Source organism: Wolbachia endosymbiont (group A) of Lasioglossum fulvicorne (assembly GCF_964028605.1).
Classification (GTDB): domain Bacteria; phylum Pseudomonadota; class Alphaproteobacteria; order Rickettsiales; family Anaplasmataceae; genus Wolbachia.
The window spans coordinates 1,153,568-1,172,297 of the sequence record NZ_OZ034798.1 but is presented as its reverse complement, the minus strand read 5'-3'; the positions used below and the strand labels follow the sequence as shown (position 1 = coordinate 1,172,297).

Genomic DNA, 18,730 nt, shown 5'->3' with positions numbered 1-18,730 from the left:
ATGACGTATATACTGAAATTAATAGTATTTTTGCCACTTTTTGGTTCACTATTTGCAGCACTTTTTAGAAAGGATGTTTTTGGTCAGTTAATTACAACGGCAGGGATCGGAATATCTGCAGTTTTATCTTGGTATGTTTTTCTCACCTTCTCTGAAAACTATCATTTAGTTTTATTTCCTCTATTTTCATTAAGTGTATTAAAAGTAAATTGGGCAATTAGTGTGGATGCTCTCTCATCCTTAATGCTGATTGTTATTACCACCGTTTCACTGGTAGTACATCTCTACTCTATCGGTTATATGGAGCATGATAAGGGGAAGTCGAGGTTTTTTTCTTACCTATCGCTATTTACGTTTTGCATGATTGTGCTGGTTGTAAGCGATAATTTCGTGCAGCTTTTTTTTGGCTGGGAAGGGGTTGGCCTATGTTCTTATTTACTCATAGGATTTTGGTTCCAAAAATATTCTGCAAATAATGCAGCAATTAAAGCATTTGTTGTGAATAGGGTAGGAGACTTTGCACTATTGATTGGAATCTTTCTTATTTATTATACATTTCACTCTTTGAATTTTACTGAAGTTTTTGACACAACTGATCTTCTTGGCACGCAGAACATTAGGGCATTCTGCTGTGAATTCAAAGTAACTCATATAATATGCATATTACTTTTTATTGGCTGTATGGGTAAATCTGCACAGCTTGGTTTACATGTTTGGTTGCCGGATGCAATGGAAGGGCCAACTCCTGTTTCTGCACTTATTCACGCAGCAACGATGGTAACAGCAGGTATATTTTTAGTAGCAAAGTGTTCTCCATTGTTTGAGTTATCAAATGTGGCACGAGAATTAATAGTTATCGTTGGAGCACTCACTGCTTTTTTTGCAGCCACCGTTGCAATTACTCAGAACGATATAAAGAAAATAATTGCTTATTCAACCTGCAGTCAACTTGGTTATATGTTCATGGCATGTGGGCTTTCTGCTTACAATGTTGCTATTTTTCATTTAATGACACACGCTTTTTTTAAAGCTCTACTATTTCTTGGTGCTGGCAATGTGATTCATGCAATGCATCATGAGCAAAACATTCAGAAAATGGGAAATTGCTGGAAGAAAATCCCTTGCACTTACACTCTCATGTGGATTGGATCTCTTGCACTTTCTGGAATATTTCCATTTGCAGGTTTTTACTCAAAGGATTTGATAATTGAACATGCTTATAGCACGGATAGCTTTGCTTTTGTAATAAGCTTAGTTGTTGCATTCTTCACAGCGTTTTACTCTTGGAGGTTATTGCTTCTTGTGTTCCACAGCCAAAAACAAAGTAAAATTAATATACATGAGGCACCAAAGATTATGCTTATACCATTACTGATACTCGCTTTTGGATCAGTATTTTCTGGAGCGTGGGGAGCAAATATTTTGAACATAACTAGTAATGCGTTTTGGAAATCAAGTTTAGTGATGATTGATGAGCATGGAGTTCATAATTTCTTTATAAAACTACTGCCAACCTTAGCGAGCCTAAGTGGAATAGCACTTGCATACCTAATTTACCAATATCAAGTAATTAGGCAAATTAAGAGTAAATTTTTACTTAAGTTTTTGCAGAATAAATGGTACTTTGATGAGGTATATGAGTTTGTTATCATTGCACCGATAAGGTTTATATCTAAGCTTCTATGGAAGTTTGATGTTGAGGCTATTGATTCATTTGGGCCAAATGGTGTTGTAAGATTAGTTAATGAATGTTCAAAAAGTTCTGTAAAGTTGCAAACTGGTTATATATTTGATTATGCATTTATTATGTTTGTTACTCTAATAATCGGTGCTTTATATATTATTGGAATTAAATAGAAGGTGTTGTTACTTAGTATATTCTTGCTTCCACTGATAGGAGCGTTGATTTTACCCTTAATCAGGATTAATCATCAATCTATACACTTAAGATTCCTTGCCCTATTTTTTGCTGTACTTCCATTTTTGCTTAGCATTGTAGCTTGTATAGAATTTGATTATAACAATGCGGACTTTCAGTTTGTCAGCTATCCAATCAAGAATGTAGGAATAGGGATAGATGGTATATCGTTGCTTTTCCTTCTGCTTACAACTTTCTTGTTTGTAATTTGTATACTCTACAACTGCAAAATGAGTTATACGACCCTCAGTCCATATATGGCATTGTTTCTACTGCTTGAGAGTTTTGTAGTCGGTTTTTTCGTTTCACTGAATGCTATAAGCTTTTATGTGTTTTTTGAAGCTGTTTTAATACCAATGTTCTTTATTATTGGCATCTGGGGAGGAAAACACAGGGTATATGCAACGTTTAAGTTGTTTCTTTATACATTAACTGGCTCATTATTATTCCTACTTGGATTGGTGTACATCTATAGCATTTTTGGAACGTTTAATATACAAAAATTAGCTACATTAGTGCCAAGCCTTGATCTTGAAGTACAGTCATTGCTGTGGATTGCATTTTTTATTTCTTTTGCAATAAAAGTACCTATGTTTCCATTTCACACTTGGCTTCCTGATGCGCATGTGCAATCACCAACTTCTGGATCTGTGATTTTAGCTGGCTTGCTTATTAAAATGGGGGGATATGGATTTTTAAGGTTTTCTATTCCAATGCTTCCTCAGGCAAGTTTGTATTTTTCAAATTTCGTTGTTGTGCTGAGCATTATTGCGGTGATATATGCTTCTCTAGTTGCGTTTGCTCAAGATGATATAAAGAAGTTAATAGCTTATTCTTCAATAGCACATATGGGGATCGTTACTGCTGGCCTCTTTTCATTTTGTGAGGAAGGAGTACTGGGTAGCATATTTCAAATGATTAGTCATGGCCTTATTTCTGCTGCTTTATTTTTATGTGTTGGAATGCTATATACTCGAACTGGAACTTTGGAGATTGCAAAATATTTTGGCATAGTAAACACAATGCCAAAATTTGGTTTTATGTTCATTTTGTTTTCAATGGCTTCAATAGGGCTACCTGGAACATCTGGGTTCGCAGGTGAGTTTTTGGCTATGATTGGGGTGTTTAAGAGCATAGGGTTTTTTACAGGATTTATCGCACTTGGCACTATTTTAAGCACAGTTTATATGCTGAATTTATGTAAGCAAATAATATGGGGGGTTAGCTATTCTAAATTATTAAATAATCGCTTGGATAGCATAGAATTTTCTGTCTTAATTCTGCTTGCAGTGTTTGTTATTTTGCTTGGATTCTACCCAACCCTTGCACTGAATTATTTGAAGCCATGTATGGCAAATTTGTTAGTCAAATATAATGCGCTATGAATTATATACAGATATTGCCGGAAACGTTCTCTATTATCTCCTCGTTAGTGTTGCTGCTGCTTGGGATCATGTTTAACCGCCGAACTATCAACTTATTAGCACTTGGCTGCACAGTGGTAACTTTGATTATTTTAATTCTTTCGGCAGAAAACAATGAAATTTTTCTCTTTAATTCGTTGTTAAAACTCAATTTATATATCAGGTCAGCCCAAGGGTTAATTCTCAGCACAGGAATTTTAATACTTTTGATGCTGAATTTATCAAAATATGACTATAAATATGAATTTTCAATACTGATTCTTTTTGCGCTATTTGGCATGATAACTTTAGTTTCAGCAAATAGTCTGATTTCTTTTTACTTAGCTTTTGAGTTGATGAGCATATCTTTATATGTTCTTGCGAGCTTTAATAAAGATTCAGCTTATTCATGTGAAGCAGGAGTGAAATATTTTACACTCAGTGCATTATCTTCCTGCATTATGCTGTATGGTATGTCATTGCTTTATGGATATACAGGGCAGACCAATTTTTCTGAGCTCAGTTCATTCTTGCAAAACCACCAGATAACTTATGGAATAGTTTTTGGGTTAGTCTTTGTCCTAATTGGTTTGTGTTTCAAGCTTGCTATTGCTCCTTTTCATATGTGGGCTCCAGATGTCTATCAAGGTGCACCTACCATAGTAACTGCGTTTTTTTCTACGGCTCCAAAAGCTGCACTTGTAACATTTTTAATTCGATTGATGAATGAAGAGTTAGTAAATGTAAAAAGTTATGTTCAGCCTATTTTCTTATACGTTTCAGCATTGTCTGTGCTTATCTCAGCTTTTGGGGCCTTGCGTCAGCAAAACTTAAAAAGGCTGCTTGCTTACAGTTCAATTGGTCACATTGGTTTTATATTTGCTTCACTTTCTGTTTTTACACAAGCAGGAACAGATAGTGCCTTAATGTATCTGGTGATATATATCATCACAAGCACAGGGCTATTCTCATATCTCGTACAAATTGACGATGACGATTGTGATATTGCAAACTTGTCTGGTATAGGGAAGAAACGCCCAATTGTAGCATTTCATCTTTCTGTGCTGTTACTCTCGATGTCGGGAATACCTCCACTTGCGGGTTTTATCGCTAAATTTTTTATATTCAAAAGTTTAATAAATTCTGGCTTTATTGGCCTGTCCTTGATTCTTGTAATAGCAAGTGTGATATCATGCTACTATTATTTAAATATCATGAAAGTTATGTATTTTGATAAAGCTAGTGGTAATAAGGTTGCTTATTCTAAGGGTCTATTCATTATCACTTCAGTGGCTTCACTGATCAACCTCGTTCTTTTCTTGTACGTTTTACTCACTCATTGAACTAAAGGGCTGAAAAGGTGATCCCTGAAACATTTGAGAGCTTTCGTATTCATCATTACAAAGAAGTTTCAAGCACTAATAGAGAAGCGTTGGATTTAATTGGAAGAGGAATATCAAATGAAACCGTTATTGTTGCTGATAAACAAACAGAGGGTAGAGGGCGCACTGGAAAAAACTGGATTTCTCCAGAGGGTAATTTCTGTGCGAGTTTGGTGATAAACCTCTTTAACGATTATCTGAATGAAAGCCAGCTTTCGGTGTCATTCCAGCGCGTGACGATGGAATCTAGAAAAAAAGAAGAATGGTCAAGCACACAACTGTACAAACGTTGTGGTATTCCCACCAAGGATGATGTCATCCCAGTGCCCAGACACTGGGATCCAGAAAACTTAATTACAAATGGGCACATCAGGCAACTGTGTAATAAGAACTGGATTCCAGTGTCACGCACTGGAATGACACCACATACCACCTGCAAATTGCAATGTTCGCATAGTTATGTGTCAAGCACTGGGGAAAATACTGGGATGACAGAGAAGGGTTTGGTGAATAAAATTGCGGATGTTAGCAAATTAACGGAATTGACCTTTGTTACTGCTCTTGCTGTTGGAAATACTATACTGTCATTCATAAATGGTCTAAATCTCCAGTACAAGTGGCCAAATGATGTCCTTATTGATGGCAAGAAAATAAGTGGAATATTGCTTGAAAAAAGATCCAATTCAAATTGGCTCATTATAGGAATTGGAATTAACATTAATCATGCACCACTTCCAGGAACAACGTGCATTAGCAATTACGGTGAGTCTGTGTCTAACATAGATCTGTTAAAGAAATTGATAATAAATTTTAATAAGCTAAGAAAGCAATGGCTATTTGATGGGTTTTATGCTATAAGAGAAATGTGGTTAAAAAAAGCATTCAAAATGAATGAGCAAATCAGTGTAAAGTTAGCTGACAAATTGTGTGAGGGAATTTTTGCTGATATAGATAAAGGTGGTAAATTGGTGTTGCAGCAAAAGGATGGAAGCTTAATTTATTTTGATGCAGGTGAGTTATTTATTGATAATGCATTATGAATACATATGTAATTTTTGCTTACCTTATTAGTTTCACGCTGATTGCTGGAGAGCTAATTTTTACCATTTCTTGCTATACTAAAAGTAAAAAAATTCTAGAAAGCCTTAAAAGTAATAATGAAGAAGAAACATAAGCGATTACTTATAACTTCAGGAATTTTCTGCTTTTTAAGCTGCATAGTCTTTTTTATTTTAACAACGCTCAAAGAAAATATCTCATTTTTCTATACAGTAAGTGAAGCCATAGTCTTGCCAAATAATCAAAAGCCAATCCGTGTTGGTGGAATGGTTGTTGAAAATAGCGTGATACGGAGCGAAAGTGAAGTGATTTTTCAAATGACAGATTTTAACAAAAGCGTTATGGTGAAATATCAAGGGATACTTCCACCAATGTTTTCAGAAAAAAGTGGTGTTATTGTGCAAGGTAAAATGTTTGATAATAGTACTTTTCTTGCAGATACAGTGTTTGCAAAACATGATGAGAACTATATGCCGAAAGTTTTAAAATAGATTCCTTGATTCAGCTATATTGAAATGGTATGTGGAAAAAGTAATAGCCCAGTGGGCTATTACTTTTTTTCTTATATGAATTCAGGAGCATCCATTGGTGGCGGTTCTAGCGAAGATTTTAAATCGTTAATTTCCTTTATTAGCTCGTCAAGCTTATTCCTTTCCTCTGTTAGCATGTCATTTATAGCTCTTTTCATAGAAGTCCGGATGTGATAAGATAAGGATAGACGATGGTAAGGAGGTTGAGTGCCAGCAGCATATAGTTATGACTTAAGGAAAAAAGCAATGGAAGCGCTAGAGGAGGGAGGAAGCAGAGAAACAGTGGCAGCAAGATTTAAAATTGGACGAACTATAGCTCTTTTCATAGAAGTCCGGATGTGATAAGATAAGGATAGACGATGATAAGGAGGTTGAGTGCCAGCAGCATATAGTTATGACTTAAGGAAAAAAGCAATGGAAGCGCTAGAGGAGGGAGGAAGCAGAGAAACAGTGGCAGCAAGATTTAAAATTGGACGAACTACTTTATGGGAGTGGCAGCAAAGAAGAAAAGAAACAGGAGACTTTCAATCAAAAAAACTTGGAAATGGAGGTTACAATCACAAAATTACCGACTGGGATGCCTTTGCTAAATTTGCCAGAGAAAACGGAGGAAAGACTCTGTCGGAAATGGCTAAACTTTGGGGCAAAGTTAGTATCCAAACGATCCACCGAGCTCTCAGAGCCTGTTCATAATCTTTTCAGAAGTAAGGCAGTGAAAGCCAGAACGACCATTTGTAGGCTAGTATTGAGTTTTCGCTCACAATTTTTCCACAATCTTCTACATTTTTCTAACCAAGCAAAAGATCGCTCCACAACCCATCTTTTGGGCAATACAACAAAGGAATGTAATTCATTTCTTTTTATCACTTCAACGGTTGCACCAATAATCGTTTTTATTTGAGTTGCAAAATTCTCTCCAGTATAGCCTGCATCAACCAGTACATTTTTAACTCCCGAGAGGTTTTCTTTTGCATTTTCGACCATTCTCACAGCACTGCTACGGTCAGTTATCTCTGCTGTTGTTATATAAATTGCATGGGGCAAACCTTGCGTATCTACTGCAATATGGCGTTTTATTCCTGAAATCTTTTTGCCTGCATCATAGCCTTTTTCTTCAGCAGTATCTGCATTTTTTACACTCTGTGCATCAATTATGCAGAAGCTGGTTTTTTCTTTCCGACCATTGTTTTGTCGGACCACGCCAACTATTTTTTTTTAACACCAGCTCCAGAACACTTTCTTTATCTGCATCTGGTTTTTCACTCCACTTCTTAAAATAGTCGTAACAATTGCGCCATTTTGGAAACTCTTTTGGTAGCATTCTCCACTGACAACCGCTTTTCAGAACGTATAACACTCCACAAAATACATCATACAAATCAAGTTTCCTTGGTTTTGTTTTTTTTCTACAGGACTCTAGATCTGGTAACATAATCTCAAATCTTTCCCGACTTATATCACTTGGGTATAAACTCCTCATATATCCTAACTTATATATATTATCTCTTAGTTTATTCCTTTCTTGAGATCATGTACAGGTTCTGAGAGCTTTTAATAACTTTCTAATTCCCACTTAGGTCTTGGTGCAAAATTAAGTGGATCTATATAATTCTTCTGTAACCTTTCAATTCCTGTCCATCCAACCATTATTGCATTATCTGTACATAGGTTGTTGGGAGGAAAAAATATGTTTAAGTTTATGTGTTGTTTTAATTTTTCTCTCAAGAAATTATTTGCTGCAACTCCGCCGGTAATCACAAAGTCATTGATTTTGATATTTAAAGATTCGGCCATAATAATCGCATTACTAACCCTGTCCAGCAGTATGTCACTAATGCACTCTTGAAACGAAGCGCATACATCACACACATCTTGCTCGCTCATTTTAAGTTCTTGCACTAAGTTTTTTACTGCTGTTTTAATTCCAGAAAACGAAAAATTACATCCATAACGTTTTATCATTGCCCTTGGCAATTTAAATCTTGCACCATTGCCTTTTTTAGCTAACTTTTCAATTAATGGCCCTCCGGGATAGCTTAAACCCAGCATCTTAGCAACTTTATCAAATGCTTCTCCTAGTGAATCATCGAGCGTTTCTCCAAGTTTAATGTATTTACCTACATCCTGTGCAATTAAAAATTGACAGTGACCACCTGATATTAGTAGGACTAAAAATGGAAATTTCACCTCATGCAGTAACCTAATAACCAATGCATGCGCTTCTAAGTGATTCACTGCAATGAATGGTTTTTGTGCTACATGCACAATTGCTCTAGCCATCATTGTACCAACTATTAATCCACCTATGAGTCCTGGTCCTGATGTTGCTGCAATTGCATCCAGATCGCAAAAGTTAAGGTTAGATTTTTCCACGGCGCTTTTTATTAGACCACTTAAATGCTCCATATGAGCACGTGAAGCTATTTCAGGGATCACCCCACCACGTTTTTTGTGTTCTGCTTGGGAGAGAATTTCGTGAGCAAGGACTTGCTTGTCACTATTTACAATCGCTACTGCAGTTTCGTCGCAGCTTGTTTCAACAGCTAAAATGGTTTTCATGTATATTCGAGCACTTTATTATCAAAACTATATCTTGAAACGCTGTAGAAGTTAAGAAAAGATTACACCCTTATAGAACGAACTGCTATAACTAAAATGAGTAAGATCTGCTGAATTTCAGCGCCAAGCGCACAACTATACGAACATTGTAGTTTTAGAGCAATTCCCACCGGAAGGGTGTCATGAAAGTAGCTGACACTGGAATCCAGCTTTCCATCCAAGACGGCAGTGCTTGACACTGGGATCCAGCTTTTTCATAATCATCAAAATGTTGTATTTTTACATAAAATGGCTACTTTTATGCTTACCAACTTAATAAAATTCCTGGATTCCAGTGTCAAGCACTGGAATGACATCCTCCCTTGTGGAAATTGCTCTCAAATCACAATGTTCGTACAGTTGTGGAATGAATCGCGGTATGACGGTTCGCAGCGGTATGACGTAGGAAAACCTGTACTATAAGCTAATCATCATCTCCAAATATGGAGCTAATTTTTTTGCCCCCAGGAGAAAATTTATTAGTCCAACTGCTTTGCACTTTGGTTACGTCTTTAGTGGCAGTTTTATTGCTGTATTCCTTGATTTCCTTATCTATTCTCTCCATCATTTGTGGATCCAGGTAGCTCTTTTTCCATTGGTCAGTAGCAAGGAACACTTTGTTTAAGTCTTGAGTGCGGATTAAGTATTCTTTGTCTTTAGGGTAAACCTCCTGCGCCCAAGCAAATAGCTCAAAATATCGTGCAAATAATTCAGATGCACGTGATTTTGCAGTTTGATAAGCCTGTATCTCCTTAGAACCTGTACATGATCTCAAGAAAGGAATAAACTAAGAGATAATATATATAAGTTAGGATATATGAGGAGTTTATACCCAAGTGATATAAGTCGGGAAAGATTTGAGATTATGTTACCAGATCTAGAGTCCTGTAGAAAAAAAACAAAACCAAGGAAACTTGATTTGTATGATGTATTTTGTGGAGTGTTATACGTTCTGAAAAGCGGTTGTCAGTGGAGAATGCTACCAAAAGAGTTTCCAAAATGGCGCAATTGTTACGACTATTTTAAGAAGTGGAGTGAAAAACCAGATGCAGATAAAGAAAGTGTTCTGGAGCTGGTGTTAAAAAAAAATAGTTGGCGTGGTCCGACAAAACAATGGTCGGAAAGAAAAAACCAGCTTCTGCATAATTGATGCACAGAGTGTAAAAAATGCAGATACTGCTGAAGAAAAAGGCTATGATGCAGGCAAAAAGATTTCAGGAATAAAACGCCATATTGCAGTAGATACGCAAGGTTTGCCCCATGCAATTTATATAACAACAGCAGAGATAACTGACCGTAGCAGTGCTGTGAGAATGGTCGAAAATGCAAAAGAAAACCTCTCGGGAGTTAAAAATGTACTGGTTGATGCAGGCTATACTGGAGAGAATTTTGCAACTCAAATAAAAACGATTATTGGTGCAACCGTTGAAGTGATAAAAAGAAATGAATTACATTCCTTTGTTGTATTGCCCAAAAGATGGGTTGTGGAGCGATCTTTTGCTTGGTTAGAAAAATGTAGAAGATTGTGGAAAAATTGTGAGCGAAAACTCAATACTAGCCTACAAATGGTCGTTCTGGCTTTCACTGCCTTACTTCTGAAAAGATTATGAACAGGCTCTTAAACACTGCAATTTAGCTGCTTTTAAATGCAACTAACCTTAGCTTTAATATTTAAGAAATTTACCAGGCAGAAAAAAAAGGCATAGAAAACCCGCAGTAGCTAGTTATTCACTCTCTATTTTAAAATTTGACGTTGGGTGATGTCTTGAACGCTTTGTAAGCGCGTTTCAGCTTATATAGGTAAAAACCTAGAAATTTGATAAAGACATAAGGTACACATAGTGCAAAAAATTAAGCATAGTACGCCAAATACAAGTTTTCTTGTCGTTTTAATCTGCACAGATTGGGAAGTTATAGCATTTCTCATAATAGTCCGAACAGGTCATAGGAAGGCAGAATCAACAGCACGACGAAAGGATTCGAATAGAGGAATGTTTTTCCTAGCTCTGTTTTTTATAGCAAACCAATGATGCTCAATTTTGTTGAAATCTGGAGAATACGGCGGCAGATACAAAATTTCTGTACCAACTCCTCTAGCAAGCTCGATAATCTTACCAGACTTATGAAAAGTAGCATTGTCAAGAATGACAGTCTGTCCAGGTTCCAAGATCGGTGTCAAAAATTGCTCAAACCATCCATTAAAAACATCCATATTACAGTGGCCTTCAAAGGTTAATGGAGCAACTATCTTTCTTCTACTTAAGGCTGCAACCATACTGATTCGTTGAGTTTTCTTTCCAGATTTTAGGCCATAAAACCGCTGTCCTTTCTGGCAATACCCATATGGATAGTCCTCTGTGTTATCAATGCCAGACTCATCTATATAAACTAAGTTTTCTGGTTCTTTTGTCGCTATAATTTTTAAGAATTCAGCACGTTTTTCTTCGTTTCTTTCCTTGTATCCATATGTCTTTTTTTGCGCGTAAATCCAATTTTTCTGAGAGCTCGGTGGATCGTTTGGATACTAACGTTGCCCCAAAGTTTAGCCATTTCCGACAGAGTCTTTCATTTCCAAGTTTTTTTGATTGAAAGTCTCCTGTTTCTTTTCTTCTTTGCTGCCACTCCCATAAAGTAGTTCGTCCAATTTTAAATCTTGCTGCCACTGTTTCTCTGCTTCCTCCCTCCTCTAGCGCTTCCATTGCTTTTTTCCTTAAGTCATAACTATATGCTGCTGGCACTCAACCTCCTTATTATCGTCTATCCTTATCTTATCACATCCGGACTTCTATGAAAAGAGCTATAAATAATATAGCTTCAGTTTCATGATAAGGGGGCTGGCGGAGTTTGTAAAGTAATTTTTTACATCTAATGCTCGGCCAGTGACTGCATGATATCACATATTATCTATACCAAGGAGTTCTGCTTGTAGATATTATACCAACAATCCACTATTTTTTTTATGTCTTGTGGTTTAGTTTCTGGACCTATACTGATTCTAATTGAACACTCTGCTTGCTCTTTTGTTGCCCCCATTGCAAGCAAAACATGGGAAGGCTCAACTTTTCCAGAAGAACATGCGGAGCCATTACTAACTGCAATATAATTCAAGTCAAAATGCATGAGCTGCACATCACTCTTTACTCCTGGCATATAAATAAAACTTGTGTTTGGCAGCCTCTTTGAGTTTTTACCGAAGATTCTTATGTCACTGGCAAGATTTAATAATTCACACTCTAATTGATCGCGTAGCTCCTTTACTTCATCCATTTTTGATAGAAGATCTGGAATATTTTGCAGTGCAGCAGAAAGGCCTGCAATTGCAACAATATTTTCCGTACCACCACGAAATCCCTTCTCTTGTCCACCACCTATTATAATAGGTTCTATCGCAAGTTCTTTATTGAATATTAAAACTCCACTGCCTGCTACACCGCCAAATTTATGGGCGGATAAAGTGAGTAAATCCACTCCTAAATCCTCCATATTAACTTTAATTTTCCCAACACTTTGAGCAGTGTCAGTGTGGCAAATTGCTCCAAATTTGTGTACTATTTTAGCTATTTCCTCAATAGGTTGAATAACTCCGGTTTCGTTATTTGCCATCATAACTGAAACTATTGCTTTGTTTCCTTTAAGTTCGCTTAGAATTTTTTCTAGCTCTAAAAAGTCAACAATGCCCTCCTGATTAACGGGTATTATATATGGATTACATGCAGAATTAAGAATTGAAGGATGCTCTATAGCTGAAATTATATGCAGGTAGCCTTTCATTCCTCTCATAACAAGGTTATTCGCTTCAGTTGCACCAGACGTAAAAACTATTTCTTTATCACTTGAGACGCCAATAGCACCGCGTACGTTATCTCTTGCATCCTGAAGAATTTTCCTCGCTTCTTGTCCTCTTTTATGTAGTGATGATGGATTGAGCGTTTGTTTTAACAAGACCTCAAATATACTTTTTTTTACATTTTCACTAATTGGAGCAGTTGCATTGTAATCAGCATATACGCAACCACTATTCTCTAAAGAGAATGGACTCATCTGTCACTTAAATAAGTTTACCATCAACTATAGCCATAACTATGTACATTAGCTTTAACACGATAAAAAATTTATTGCAAAAACAGCGAAATTAATACATAATTAATAACTCACGTCATTAATGCCTGTCAAGCGGGTTCTTATTAGGGGTTACCATGGTTGAAGTTTTTTTGAATAATGCAACAAGAAAGATAGAAGGTGAATACCACCAAAGCAAAGATGTCAACGCGCCGGTTGTGCTGGTTTTACATCATCACCCTCAATATGGTGGTAATATGGATAGTAAAATTGTACATAGTACATATACGTCTTTTATCGATAACAATTTTTCTGCATTGAAGATTAACTTTCGTGGTGTGGGAAAATCTACCGGAACTTTTGATAAGGGTATAGGAGAATTAACTGATGCTGCGGTAGCTATTGATTGGCTTCAGGAACATAATCCTAGCAACGTTCCAATTTGGATCGCTGGTTTTTCTTTTGGAGCATGGGTGGCTATGCAGCTAACAATGCGCCGCCCTGAGATAGTGGGTTTTATTGCTCTTTCTCTTCCGGTAACTAAGTACGATTTTTCTTTTCTTTCTCCCTGTCCAGTTTCTGGGCTTATAATACAAAGCAGTAATGATACAATCTCAGAAGAAAGCGATGTAACAGAATTAGCAAAAAGGTTGATAAATTCAGTAAGAAGTGATCACATGAAATACCATATAATAGATGATACTAATCACTTTCTAAAGGATAAAGAAGAGGAAGTGACTCAAATCGTGGACAATTATATAAAACTGCGCTTGAATAGTGCAACTATTTCTTCTCAAAAGGTCAAAAAAGAGGTAAGGGTAAAAGAATATGCCTAATCTTTACAAACAAGAGAAATGAGTGTAGTAATATAAATGAAAAGGTTTTGTTATGTTTAAAAAGCTATTATTTTTTGTTTTAGCTGTGTTTATGTTATCGGGGTGTTCCCTAAGTAAACAGCGTAAGTTAAAAAGTCCGTGTATAAAAAGCAATGAAAGCATTTCATGCGAGTTGTACTCTGTTAATGATCATTGGTTAGATAAGTATAGGTAGTTTTAAATTGTGCTATTTTTCCTATTCACAACTTCACTAATGATCGATCTCTCAATTGTAAAATGCAGTCTGCCTTTTCTGCAAGGAGATGATTGTGTGTTACTATAAGCATAGAGCTGTTATTTTCCTTTACGTATGAATGTAGCAGTAAAAACACGTTAAAAGAATTTGTTGGATCTAAGTTTCCTGTTGGCTCATCTGCAAGTAAAAGCTTTGGAGAATTTACAATGCTTCTTGCAATTGCAACTCTCTGCCTTTCCCCACCCGAAACTTCAGATACCATACTACTTGCTTTGTTTTCCAGACCAAATTTTTCCAACATTGCTTGCGAATTTTTTTTTGCTTCAGCTTTGCTTTTTCCTGCAATGAGTTGAGGAAGCATAATATTTTCCAACACCGATAACTCTTGTAACAAATAGTGAAATTGATAAACAAAACTAAGAAAATTTCTTCTTACATGAGTTTTATGCTTATTACTGGCTTGTGTGCAATTTATTCCATCTATCGTAACTATACCTGAAGTTGGCTCGTCCAACAAGCCTGCGATTTGCAATATAGTTGTTTTCCCTGCACCTGAATCGCCAATCAGCGCTACTACTTGCCCTCTCGTGACACTTAGATTGATGTCTTTTACAACAGCAGAATTGTCCTTGAAGCTTTTATCTACAGAAGTTAGTTCTAGTGCTACATTACCACCCATGTTTAAAAGACCCAGAAGGCATCTAAGTTTTGGTGATAATTAAACCGAAAAACTGTTACCACAACCACATTGAGACTTAGCAAAGGCATTCTTTATTTGAAAACCAGAACCACTGAGATCCTCAGTATAATCTATAACTGAGTTATTTAAAAATTTTGCTGAACAATTATCAACCATTAATACAGGATTGCCATTTTCATCATTAATTACTATATCTTTACCTTTTTCGCTAAAACTGGAGTGGCTTCTATAGTCCTCGCTTTCTTCATCATCATCTTCATCTTCGTCTTCGTCATCAAACTCATCATCGTAATCATCGTCTTCATCATCCAAAGATAGATTTTTATTCATTTGATCCATAAGAAAATTGTATTTGAAGCCAGAACATCCACCACCTGAAACTGCAACCCGCAAAACGGAACTCTTATCCCCTTCCTGCTCTGCAAGAAAGTGGATTTTTTTTAGTGCATTATCAGTTAAGTTGATGTTGTAATTTGTTGACATAGTAACCATCGTTTATTATTGATAACTTATTATAGTAGAAATTTTACATGTCAAACAATAATTTTCTATTAAATTGTGCATGCTTTCCAAGCAAAACAAAAGGGAGATACTTCAAAGAGCCAGAAGATGAAAATCGCAGCTGCTTTCAGCGTGATAGGGACCGTATCATTCACTCTAATGCGTTTAGAAAATTGGAGTACAAAACACAAGTTTTTATCAATTATGAGCACGACTACTATCGCACTCGGCTTACTCATAGCCTTGAAGTTGCACAAATTGCAAGGTCCATTGCGCGTAGACTTGGCTTAAATGAGGATATCACTGAATGCATAGCGCTCGCACATGATCTTGGTCATCCTCCATTTGGTCATGCAGGTGAAGATGCTCTAAAGAAATCAATTCAAGATTTGAATCTTGATAACGAGAAGTATGAGTTTGATCATAATGTTCAAGCTATAAGGATTTTAACTTACCTCGAACAAAAATACGCTGACTTTGATGGTATGAATCTAAGTTGGGAGGTGATTGAAGGGGTTGCAAAACATAACGGTCCCTTACTTGGTCAGAATGCAGTATCTCACACAAATAATCAGCTATTGCTAGAATACAACAAAAAATATGATCTAAAACTTGAAGAATTTTCAAGCATTGAAGCGCAAGTTGCTTCAATTGCCGATGATATTGCTTACAGTGTTCACGATCTTGATGATGCACTCAGGGCGAATTTAGTAACCATCGAAGATTTGCTGAATGTTCCTTTAATTGAAAAAATGTTTAAAGACGTAAGGAGCAGATATTCAGAATTGCCTCAGAGCAAACTCATACATGAATCACTGAGTGGAACTATAGGAACTATGATAAGTGATGTTGTTTCTCAGACTGAAAGAAATATTGAAGATCATAAAATAAAAAGCGTAGAAGAAGTAAGGAGTCTAAATAAAATGCTAGTCACATTTTCACTAGAAGTTGCGAATGCTACAAAAGAAATGAAAAGATTCAACATGGAGAAAATATACAGAAGCTATAAACTGAGTAGAACGATGAACAAAGCAAAACGCATAATACAGGAACTCTTTCAATGTTTTTATGAAAACCCAGGATTACTTCCCACAGAGTGGAGTAAACTCGCTTGTGAATCTCAGCGTTCAGTAATAATATGTGACTATATCTCGGGTATGACAGATAGATTTGCTATACACGAGCACAGAAGAATTTTTGATACCTCATACGAAATGACTTCTTTCTAATGACTGATGATCATTTCATGTCAATTGCATTAAGGCTTGCAGAAAAAAATCTTGGAAATGTTGCACCAAATCCTGCTGTCGGGTGTGTTATTGTAAAGGATGGTACAATTGTTAGTGAGGGATATACAGGAATTGGTGGGCGTCCGCATGCGGAGGTAGTCGCTTTGCAAAACGCTAAAGGTTCAACTCATGGTGCAACTATATATATCACTCTTGAGCCATGTTGTCATCATGGAGTCACTGGGCCTTGCACTGCAAAAATCATAAAAGCTGGAATAAAAAGGGTAGTAATTGCAACTATTGACCCAGATAGTAGAGTTTCAGGTGGAGGCATTAAAGCTCTGAAAGAAGCAGGAATTGAAGTTGAGCAAGGTATTGTGCAAAAAGAGGCAGAAGAACTGAATGTCGGTTTTTTCACCACTAAAGAATTACATAGACCATTTATAGCTTGCAAAGTCGCAACAACTCTTGACGGAAAAATCGCAACATTTACAGGCGATAGCAAATGGATAACAAGTGAAGATACGAGAAATTGGGTGCATGAGCTTAGAGCAAAATATGATGCAATTATGATTGGCAGCAATACTCTTATTAATGATGATCCACTCTTAACTTGCAGATTACCAGGACTTGGAAGTAGATCGCCAATAAGGCTAATTATAGATAGCCAAGGGAAATTAAAGGAAGAGCATAATATTGTAAAGACTGCAGATAAAGTAACAACTTGGGTGATTACAAACAGAGAAATAGAGAAAAAAATAAAAAACATTAATTATTTGATAGTCAATTCAAACCACAAACCTCCTGTCATTCCAGCTCACTCTTCCGTTACCCCAACACACTCTCCTGTCATTCCAATGCCTTCTCCTGTCATCCCAGTGCCCAGACACTGGGATCCAGAAAACTTCAAGCAATTGCATAATGAAAGCTGGATTCCAGCGTCACGCGCTGGAATGACATCGGAACCTGATGTTATCAGCAAAGTCTGCCTAAAAGACATGGCATCAAAACTTGTTTCAGAAATTGGTATAACAAGGTTATTAGTTGAAGGTGGGGGAATGTTAATTACAGAACTATTAAAGTGTAATTTAATCGATAGGTTGATAATATGCCGAAGTGGTAAGATTTTAGGTAATGATGCCACTCCTTTTGTAGGAGATTTAGGGATTCAATTCATTAACAACTGTTATCAGTTTAAAAAAACAAAGATAATAGAGTTTAGTGAGGATGTAGTTGAGGTTTGGGATAGGTCGTCATAATCCTTACATACTCAAACAGTAAAAAAAAGGTATCCGTTCAGCGGAACGGTAAAATAAAAAGTAGACAAGGAGTGCTAAAAACATAATATCACAAGTAGTATGTGCGGTAAATATGTCTGATCTACTAGCTAGTCTTCTCAAGCTCTGTGAAAGCTTTAAAATAGAGATAGAGCAACTAAAAGCAGAGATAAAGAGGTTAGAGATAGAAAACGAAAATTTTAGATCTGAGAATAAGGCGCTAAGAATCGAAAATGCTGAATTGAAAGAAAGACTAGGTCTGAATTCACAAAATTCATCGATACCGAGCTCAAAAGAGTTATACAAGCTAAAGAAGAAAAAGAAAAAAAGTGACAGGAAAATAGGGGCACAGATAGGGCATGAAGGAAAGTATCGCCCTAAAATGGAAGCAGATGAAGTGGTGAAAATAGAGTTCTTGCGAGTGCGGAGGAGAAATTGCGATATCGAAAGAGCCATACATTCATCAAAAAGTTGATTTGCCAGCTTATGTTGTGGAATACCAATGGCCGCTGTTGCAAGTGTGGAAAAAGAAAAAGTAGCAGGCTACCAGAAGGTGTTACTGCGGATACATTTGGTCCAAAAGGTAAGTCAACAATCGCGGGGCTGAGCGGATTTTACAAGAACTCGAAAAGAGAAGTAGCAAATATTATAAAAAATATTTTCAACCTGGACATCAGTGTTGGTAGCGTGTCAAATAGCGAGGCTAGAGTTGCAGAAAAATGCCAAGAAGCATATGAGCAAATCGAGCAAGAAGTAAGTAAAAGTAAAGTTTTACATATTGATGAAACGAGCCATTATAACAAAGGTAAACTCGCTTGGTGTTGGATGTTTGCAAGCAATACGGCAAGTTTTGTAAAATTGACAGAATCAAGAGGAATGAAGGTTTTACAAAATAGCAAGTTCTGCAATCGCAATAGCTTACGACAGGTATGCAGCATACAACTACTTTGCCGATAAAAACAGGCAAATCTGTTGGGCACATTTATAGCATTTCTCATAATAG

16 protein-coding genes and 4 pseudogenes are annotated in these 18,730 nt (G+C 36.5%); 12 read left to right on the top strand and 8 right to left on the bottom strand.

Annotation, left to right across the window (positions count from 1 at the left end):
- The 5 genes from nuoL to ccmE all read left to right on the top strand — a co-directional run bounded on the left by nuoL (nucleotide 1) and on the right by ccmE (nucleotide 6,253).
- Entirely contained in the window at nucleotides 1-1,857 is a 1,857-nt protein-coding gene (nuoL, locus tag ABWU71_RS06510) for an NADH-quinone oxidoreductase subunit L (protein WP_353284322.1), read from the top strand.
- 3 nt (nucleotides 1,858-1,860) lie between these two features.
- On the top strand, nucleotides 1,861-3,303 hold the full coding sequence (locus ABWU71_RS06505; protein WP_353284321.1) for a NuoM family protein: 1,443 nt from the start codon (nucleotides 1,861-1,863) through the stop codon (nucleotides 3,301-3,303).
- On the top strand, nucleotides 3,300-4,664 hold the full coding sequence (locus ABWU71_RS06500; RefSeq protein ID WP_353284320.1) for an NADH-quinone oxidoreductase subunit N: 1,365 nt from the start codon (nucleotides 3,300-3,302) through the stop codon (nucleotides 4,662-4,664). Before ABWU71_RS06505 ends, ABWU71_RS06500 begins: the two co-directional genes overlap by 4 nt.
- Before the next feature lie 17 nt (nucleotides 4,665-4,681).
- Entirely contained in the window at nucleotides 4,682-5,743 is a 1,062-nt protein-coding gene (locus ABWU71_RS08085) for a biotin--[acetyl-CoA-carboxylase] ligase (protein WP_410530464.1), read from the top strand.
- Nucleotides 5,744-5,860: 117 nt separating this feature from the next.
- Nucleotides 5,861-6,253 carry a cytochrome c maturation protein CcmE gene (gene ccmE, locus ABWU71_RS06475; RefSeq protein ID WP_353284319.1) on the top strand — a complete coding sequence of 131 codons (393 nt, stop codon included), beginning with the start codon at nucleotides 5,861-5,863 and terminating at the stop codon, nucleotides 6,251-6,253.
- A gap of 71 nt (nucleotides 6,254-6,324) precedes the next feature.
- On the opposite strand, the gene ABWU71_RS06470 is transcribed toward ccmE, so the two are convergent.
- Nucleotides 6,325-6,450: a hypothetical protein gene (locus ABWU71_RS06470; RefSeq protein ID WP_353284318.1), complete on the bottom strand. Its 126-nt coding sequence runs from the start codon at nucleotides 6,448-6,450 to the stop codon at nucleotides 6,325-6,327.
- Between the two features lie 49 nt (nucleotides 6,451-6,499).
- Here ABWU71_RS06470 and ABWU71_RS06465 point away from each other — a divergent pair, with 49 nt between their 5' ends.
- Together ABWU71_RS06465 and ABWU71_RS06460 are read left to right on the top strand one after the other, a co-directional pair.
- The gene (locus tag ABWU71_RS06465; RefSeq protein WP_410530439.1) at nucleotides 6,500-6,634 is read left to right on the top strand and encodes an IS630 transposase-related protein; all 135 of its coding nucleotides are present in this window, start codon (nucleotides 6,500-6,502) and stop codon (nucleotides 6,632-6,634) included.
- Nucleotides 6,635-6,667: 33 nt separating this feature from the next.
- A pseudogene (locus ABWU71_RS06460) lies at nucleotides 6,668-6,973 on the top strand (IS630 transposase-related protein); the annotation flags it as partial.
- A gap of 6 nt (nucleotides 6,974-6,979) precedes the next feature.
- On the opposite strand, the gene ABWU71_RS06455 reads toward ABWU71_RS06460, so the two are convergent.
- The 3 genes and pseudogenes from ABWU71_RS06455 to ABWU71_RS06445 all read right to left on the bottom strand — a co-directional run.
- Nucleotides 6,980-7,772 (bottom strand): IS5 family transposase gene (locus ABWU71_RS06455; protein WP_265023453.1). Its coding sequence is split into 2 segments (ribosomal slippage): nucleotides 6,980-7,507 and nucleotides 7,509-7,772, totalling 792 coding nucleotides; the frame shifts between segments, so codons are not numbered across the junction.
- A gap of 71 nt (nucleotides 7,773-7,843) precedes the next feature.
- On the bottom strand, nucleotides 7,844-8,851 hold the full coding sequence (tsaD, locus tag ABWU71_RS06450) for a tRNA (adenosine(37)-N6)-threonylcarbamoyltransferase complex transferase subunit TsaD (RefSeq protein ID WP_353284317.1): 1,008 nt from the start codon (nucleotides 8,849-8,851) through the stop codon (nucleotides 7,844-7,846).
- Between the two features lie 463 nt (nucleotides 8,852-9,314).
- Nucleotides 9,315-9,644 (bottom strand): annotated as a pseudogene (locus ABWU71_RS06445) (hypothetical protein); the annotation flags it as partial.
- Nucleotides 9,645-9,707: 63 nt separating this feature from the next.
- Here ABWU71_RS06445 and ABWU71_RS06440 point away from each other — a divergent pair.
- A protein-coding gene (locus tag ABWU71_RS06440; protein WP_265023453.1) for an IS5 family transposase occupies nucleotides 9,708-10,500 on the top strand; the annotation gives its coding sequence in 2 pieces (ribosomal slippage) (nucleotides 9,708-9,971 and nucleotides 9,973-10,500; 792 coding nt in all).
- 332 nt (nucleotides 10,501-10,832) lie between these two features.
- Here ABWU71_RS06440 and ABWU71_RS06435 read toward each other — a convergent pair.
- Both ABWU71_RS06435 and ABWU71_RS06430 read right to left on the bottom strand, forming a co-directional pair.
- Nucleotides 10,833-11,628, bottom strand: a pseudogene (locus ABWU71_RS06435) (IS630 family transposase).
- 166 nt (nucleotides 11,629-11,794) lie between these two features.
- Complete coding sequence (locus tag ABWU71_RS06430) at nucleotides 11,795-12,931, bottom strand: cysteine desulfurase family protein (RefSeq protein WP_353284316.1); 1,137 nt, start codon at nucleotides 12,929-12,931, stop codon at nucleotides 11,795-11,797.
- 155 nt (nucleotides 12,932-13,086) lie between these two features.
- On the opposite strand from ABWU71_RS06430, the gene ABWU71_RS06425 reads away from it, so the two are divergent.
- On the top strand, nucleotides 13,087-13,785 hold the full coding sequence (locus ABWU71_RS06425) for an alpha/beta hydrolase (protein WP_353284315.1): 699 nt from the start codon (nucleotides 13,087-13,089) through the stop codon (nucleotides 13,783-13,785).
- A 239-nt stretch (nucleotides 13,786-14,024) separates the two neighbouring features.
- Here the strand turns inward: ABWU71_RS06425 and ABWU71_RS06415 are convergent, their stop codons facing one another.
- Together ABWU71_RS06415 and ABWU71_RS06410 are read right to left on the bottom strand one after the other, a co-directional pair.
- A complete protein-coding gene (locus tag ABWU71_RS06415) occupies nucleotides 14,025-14,699 on the bottom strand; it encodes an ABC transporter ATP-binding protein (RefSeq protein WP_353284313.1) in 675 nt (224 codons plus the stop codon).
- Nucleotides 14,700-14,738: 39 nt separating this feature from the next.
- A complete protein-coding gene (locus ABWU71_RS06410) occupies nucleotides 14,739-15,203 on the bottom strand; it encodes a HesB/IscA family protein (protein ID WP_353284920.1) in 465 nt (154 codons plus the stop codon).
- Between the two features lie 47 nt (nucleotides 15,204-15,250).
- On the opposite strand from ABWU71_RS06410, the gene ABWU71_RS06405 reads away from it, so the two are divergent.
- The 3 genes and pseudogenes from ABWU71_RS06405 to ABWU71_RS06395 form a co-directional block, all read left to right on the top strand.
- Nucleotides 15,251-16,450, top strand: a complete 1,200-nt coding sequence (locus ABWU71_RS06405) for a deoxyguanosinetriphosphate triphosphohydrolase (RefSeq protein WP_353284312.1) — start codon at nucleotides 15,251-15,253, stop codon at nucleotides 16,448-16,450.
- Nucleotides 16,450-17,709: a bifunctional diaminohydroxyphosphoribosylaminopyrimidine deaminase/5-amino-6-(5-phosphoribosylamino)uracil reductase RibD gene (gene ribD / locus ABWU71_RS06400; protein ID WP_353284311.1), complete on the top strand. Its 1,260-nt coding sequence runs from the start codon at nucleotides 16,450-16,452 to the stop codon at nucleotides 17,707-17,709. The genes ABWU71_RS06405 and ribD overlap by 1 nt, the downstream gene beginning before the upstream one ends.
- Before the next feature lie 112 nt (nucleotides 17,710-17,821).
- Nucleotides 17,822-18,712, top strand: a pseudogene (locus tag ABWU71_RS06395) (IS66 family transposase); the annotation flags it as partial.
- Nucleotides 18,713-18,730: the final 18 nt, after the last annotated feature.

Bases quoted from the DNA above. Each gene is read 5' to 3' on its own strand.
- nuoL (WP_353284322.1), top strand. From the start codon at position 1: ATGACGTATATACTGAAATTAATAGTATTTTTGCCACTTTTTGGTTCA.
- ABWU71_RS06500 (WP_353284320.1), top strand. From the start codon at position 3,300: ATGAATTATATACAGATATTGCCGGAAACGTTCTCTATTATCTCCTCG.
- ccmE (WP_353284319.1), top strand. From the start codon at position 5,861: ATGAAGAAGAAACATAAGCGATTACTTATAACTTCAGGAATTTTCTGC.
- ABWU71_RS06470 (WP_353284318.1), bottom strand. From the start codon at position 6,450: ATGAAAAGAGCTATAAATGACATGCTAACAGAGGAAAGGAATAAGCTT.
- tsaD (WP_353284317.1), bottom strand. From the start codon at position 8,851: ATGAAAACCATTTTAGCTGTTGAAACAAGCTGCGACGAAACTGCAGTA.
- ABWU71_RS06430 (WP_353284316.1), bottom strand. From the start codon at position 12,931: ATGAGTCCATTCTCTTTAGAGAATAGTGGTTGCGTATATGCTGATTAC.
- ABWU71_RS06425 (WP_353284315.1), top strand. From the start codon at position 13,087: ATGGTTGAAGTTTTTTTGAATAATGCAACAAGAAAGATAGAAGGTGAA.
- ABWU71_RS06415 (WP_353284313.1), bottom strand. From the start codon at position 14,699: ATGGGTGGTAATGTAGCACTAGAACTAACTTCTGTAGATAAAAGCTTC.
- ABWU71_RS06410 (WP_353284920.1), bottom strand. From the start codon at position 15,203: ATGTCAACAAATTACAACATCAACTTAACTGATAATGCACTAAAAAAA.
- ABWU71_RS06405 (WP_353284312.1), top strand. From the start codon at position 15,251: ATGTCAAACAATAATTTTCTATTAAATTGTGCATGCTTTCCAAGCAAA.
- ribD (WP_353284311.1), top strand. From the start codon at position 16,450: ATGACTGATGATCATTTCATGTCAATTGCATTAAGGCTTGCAGAAAAA.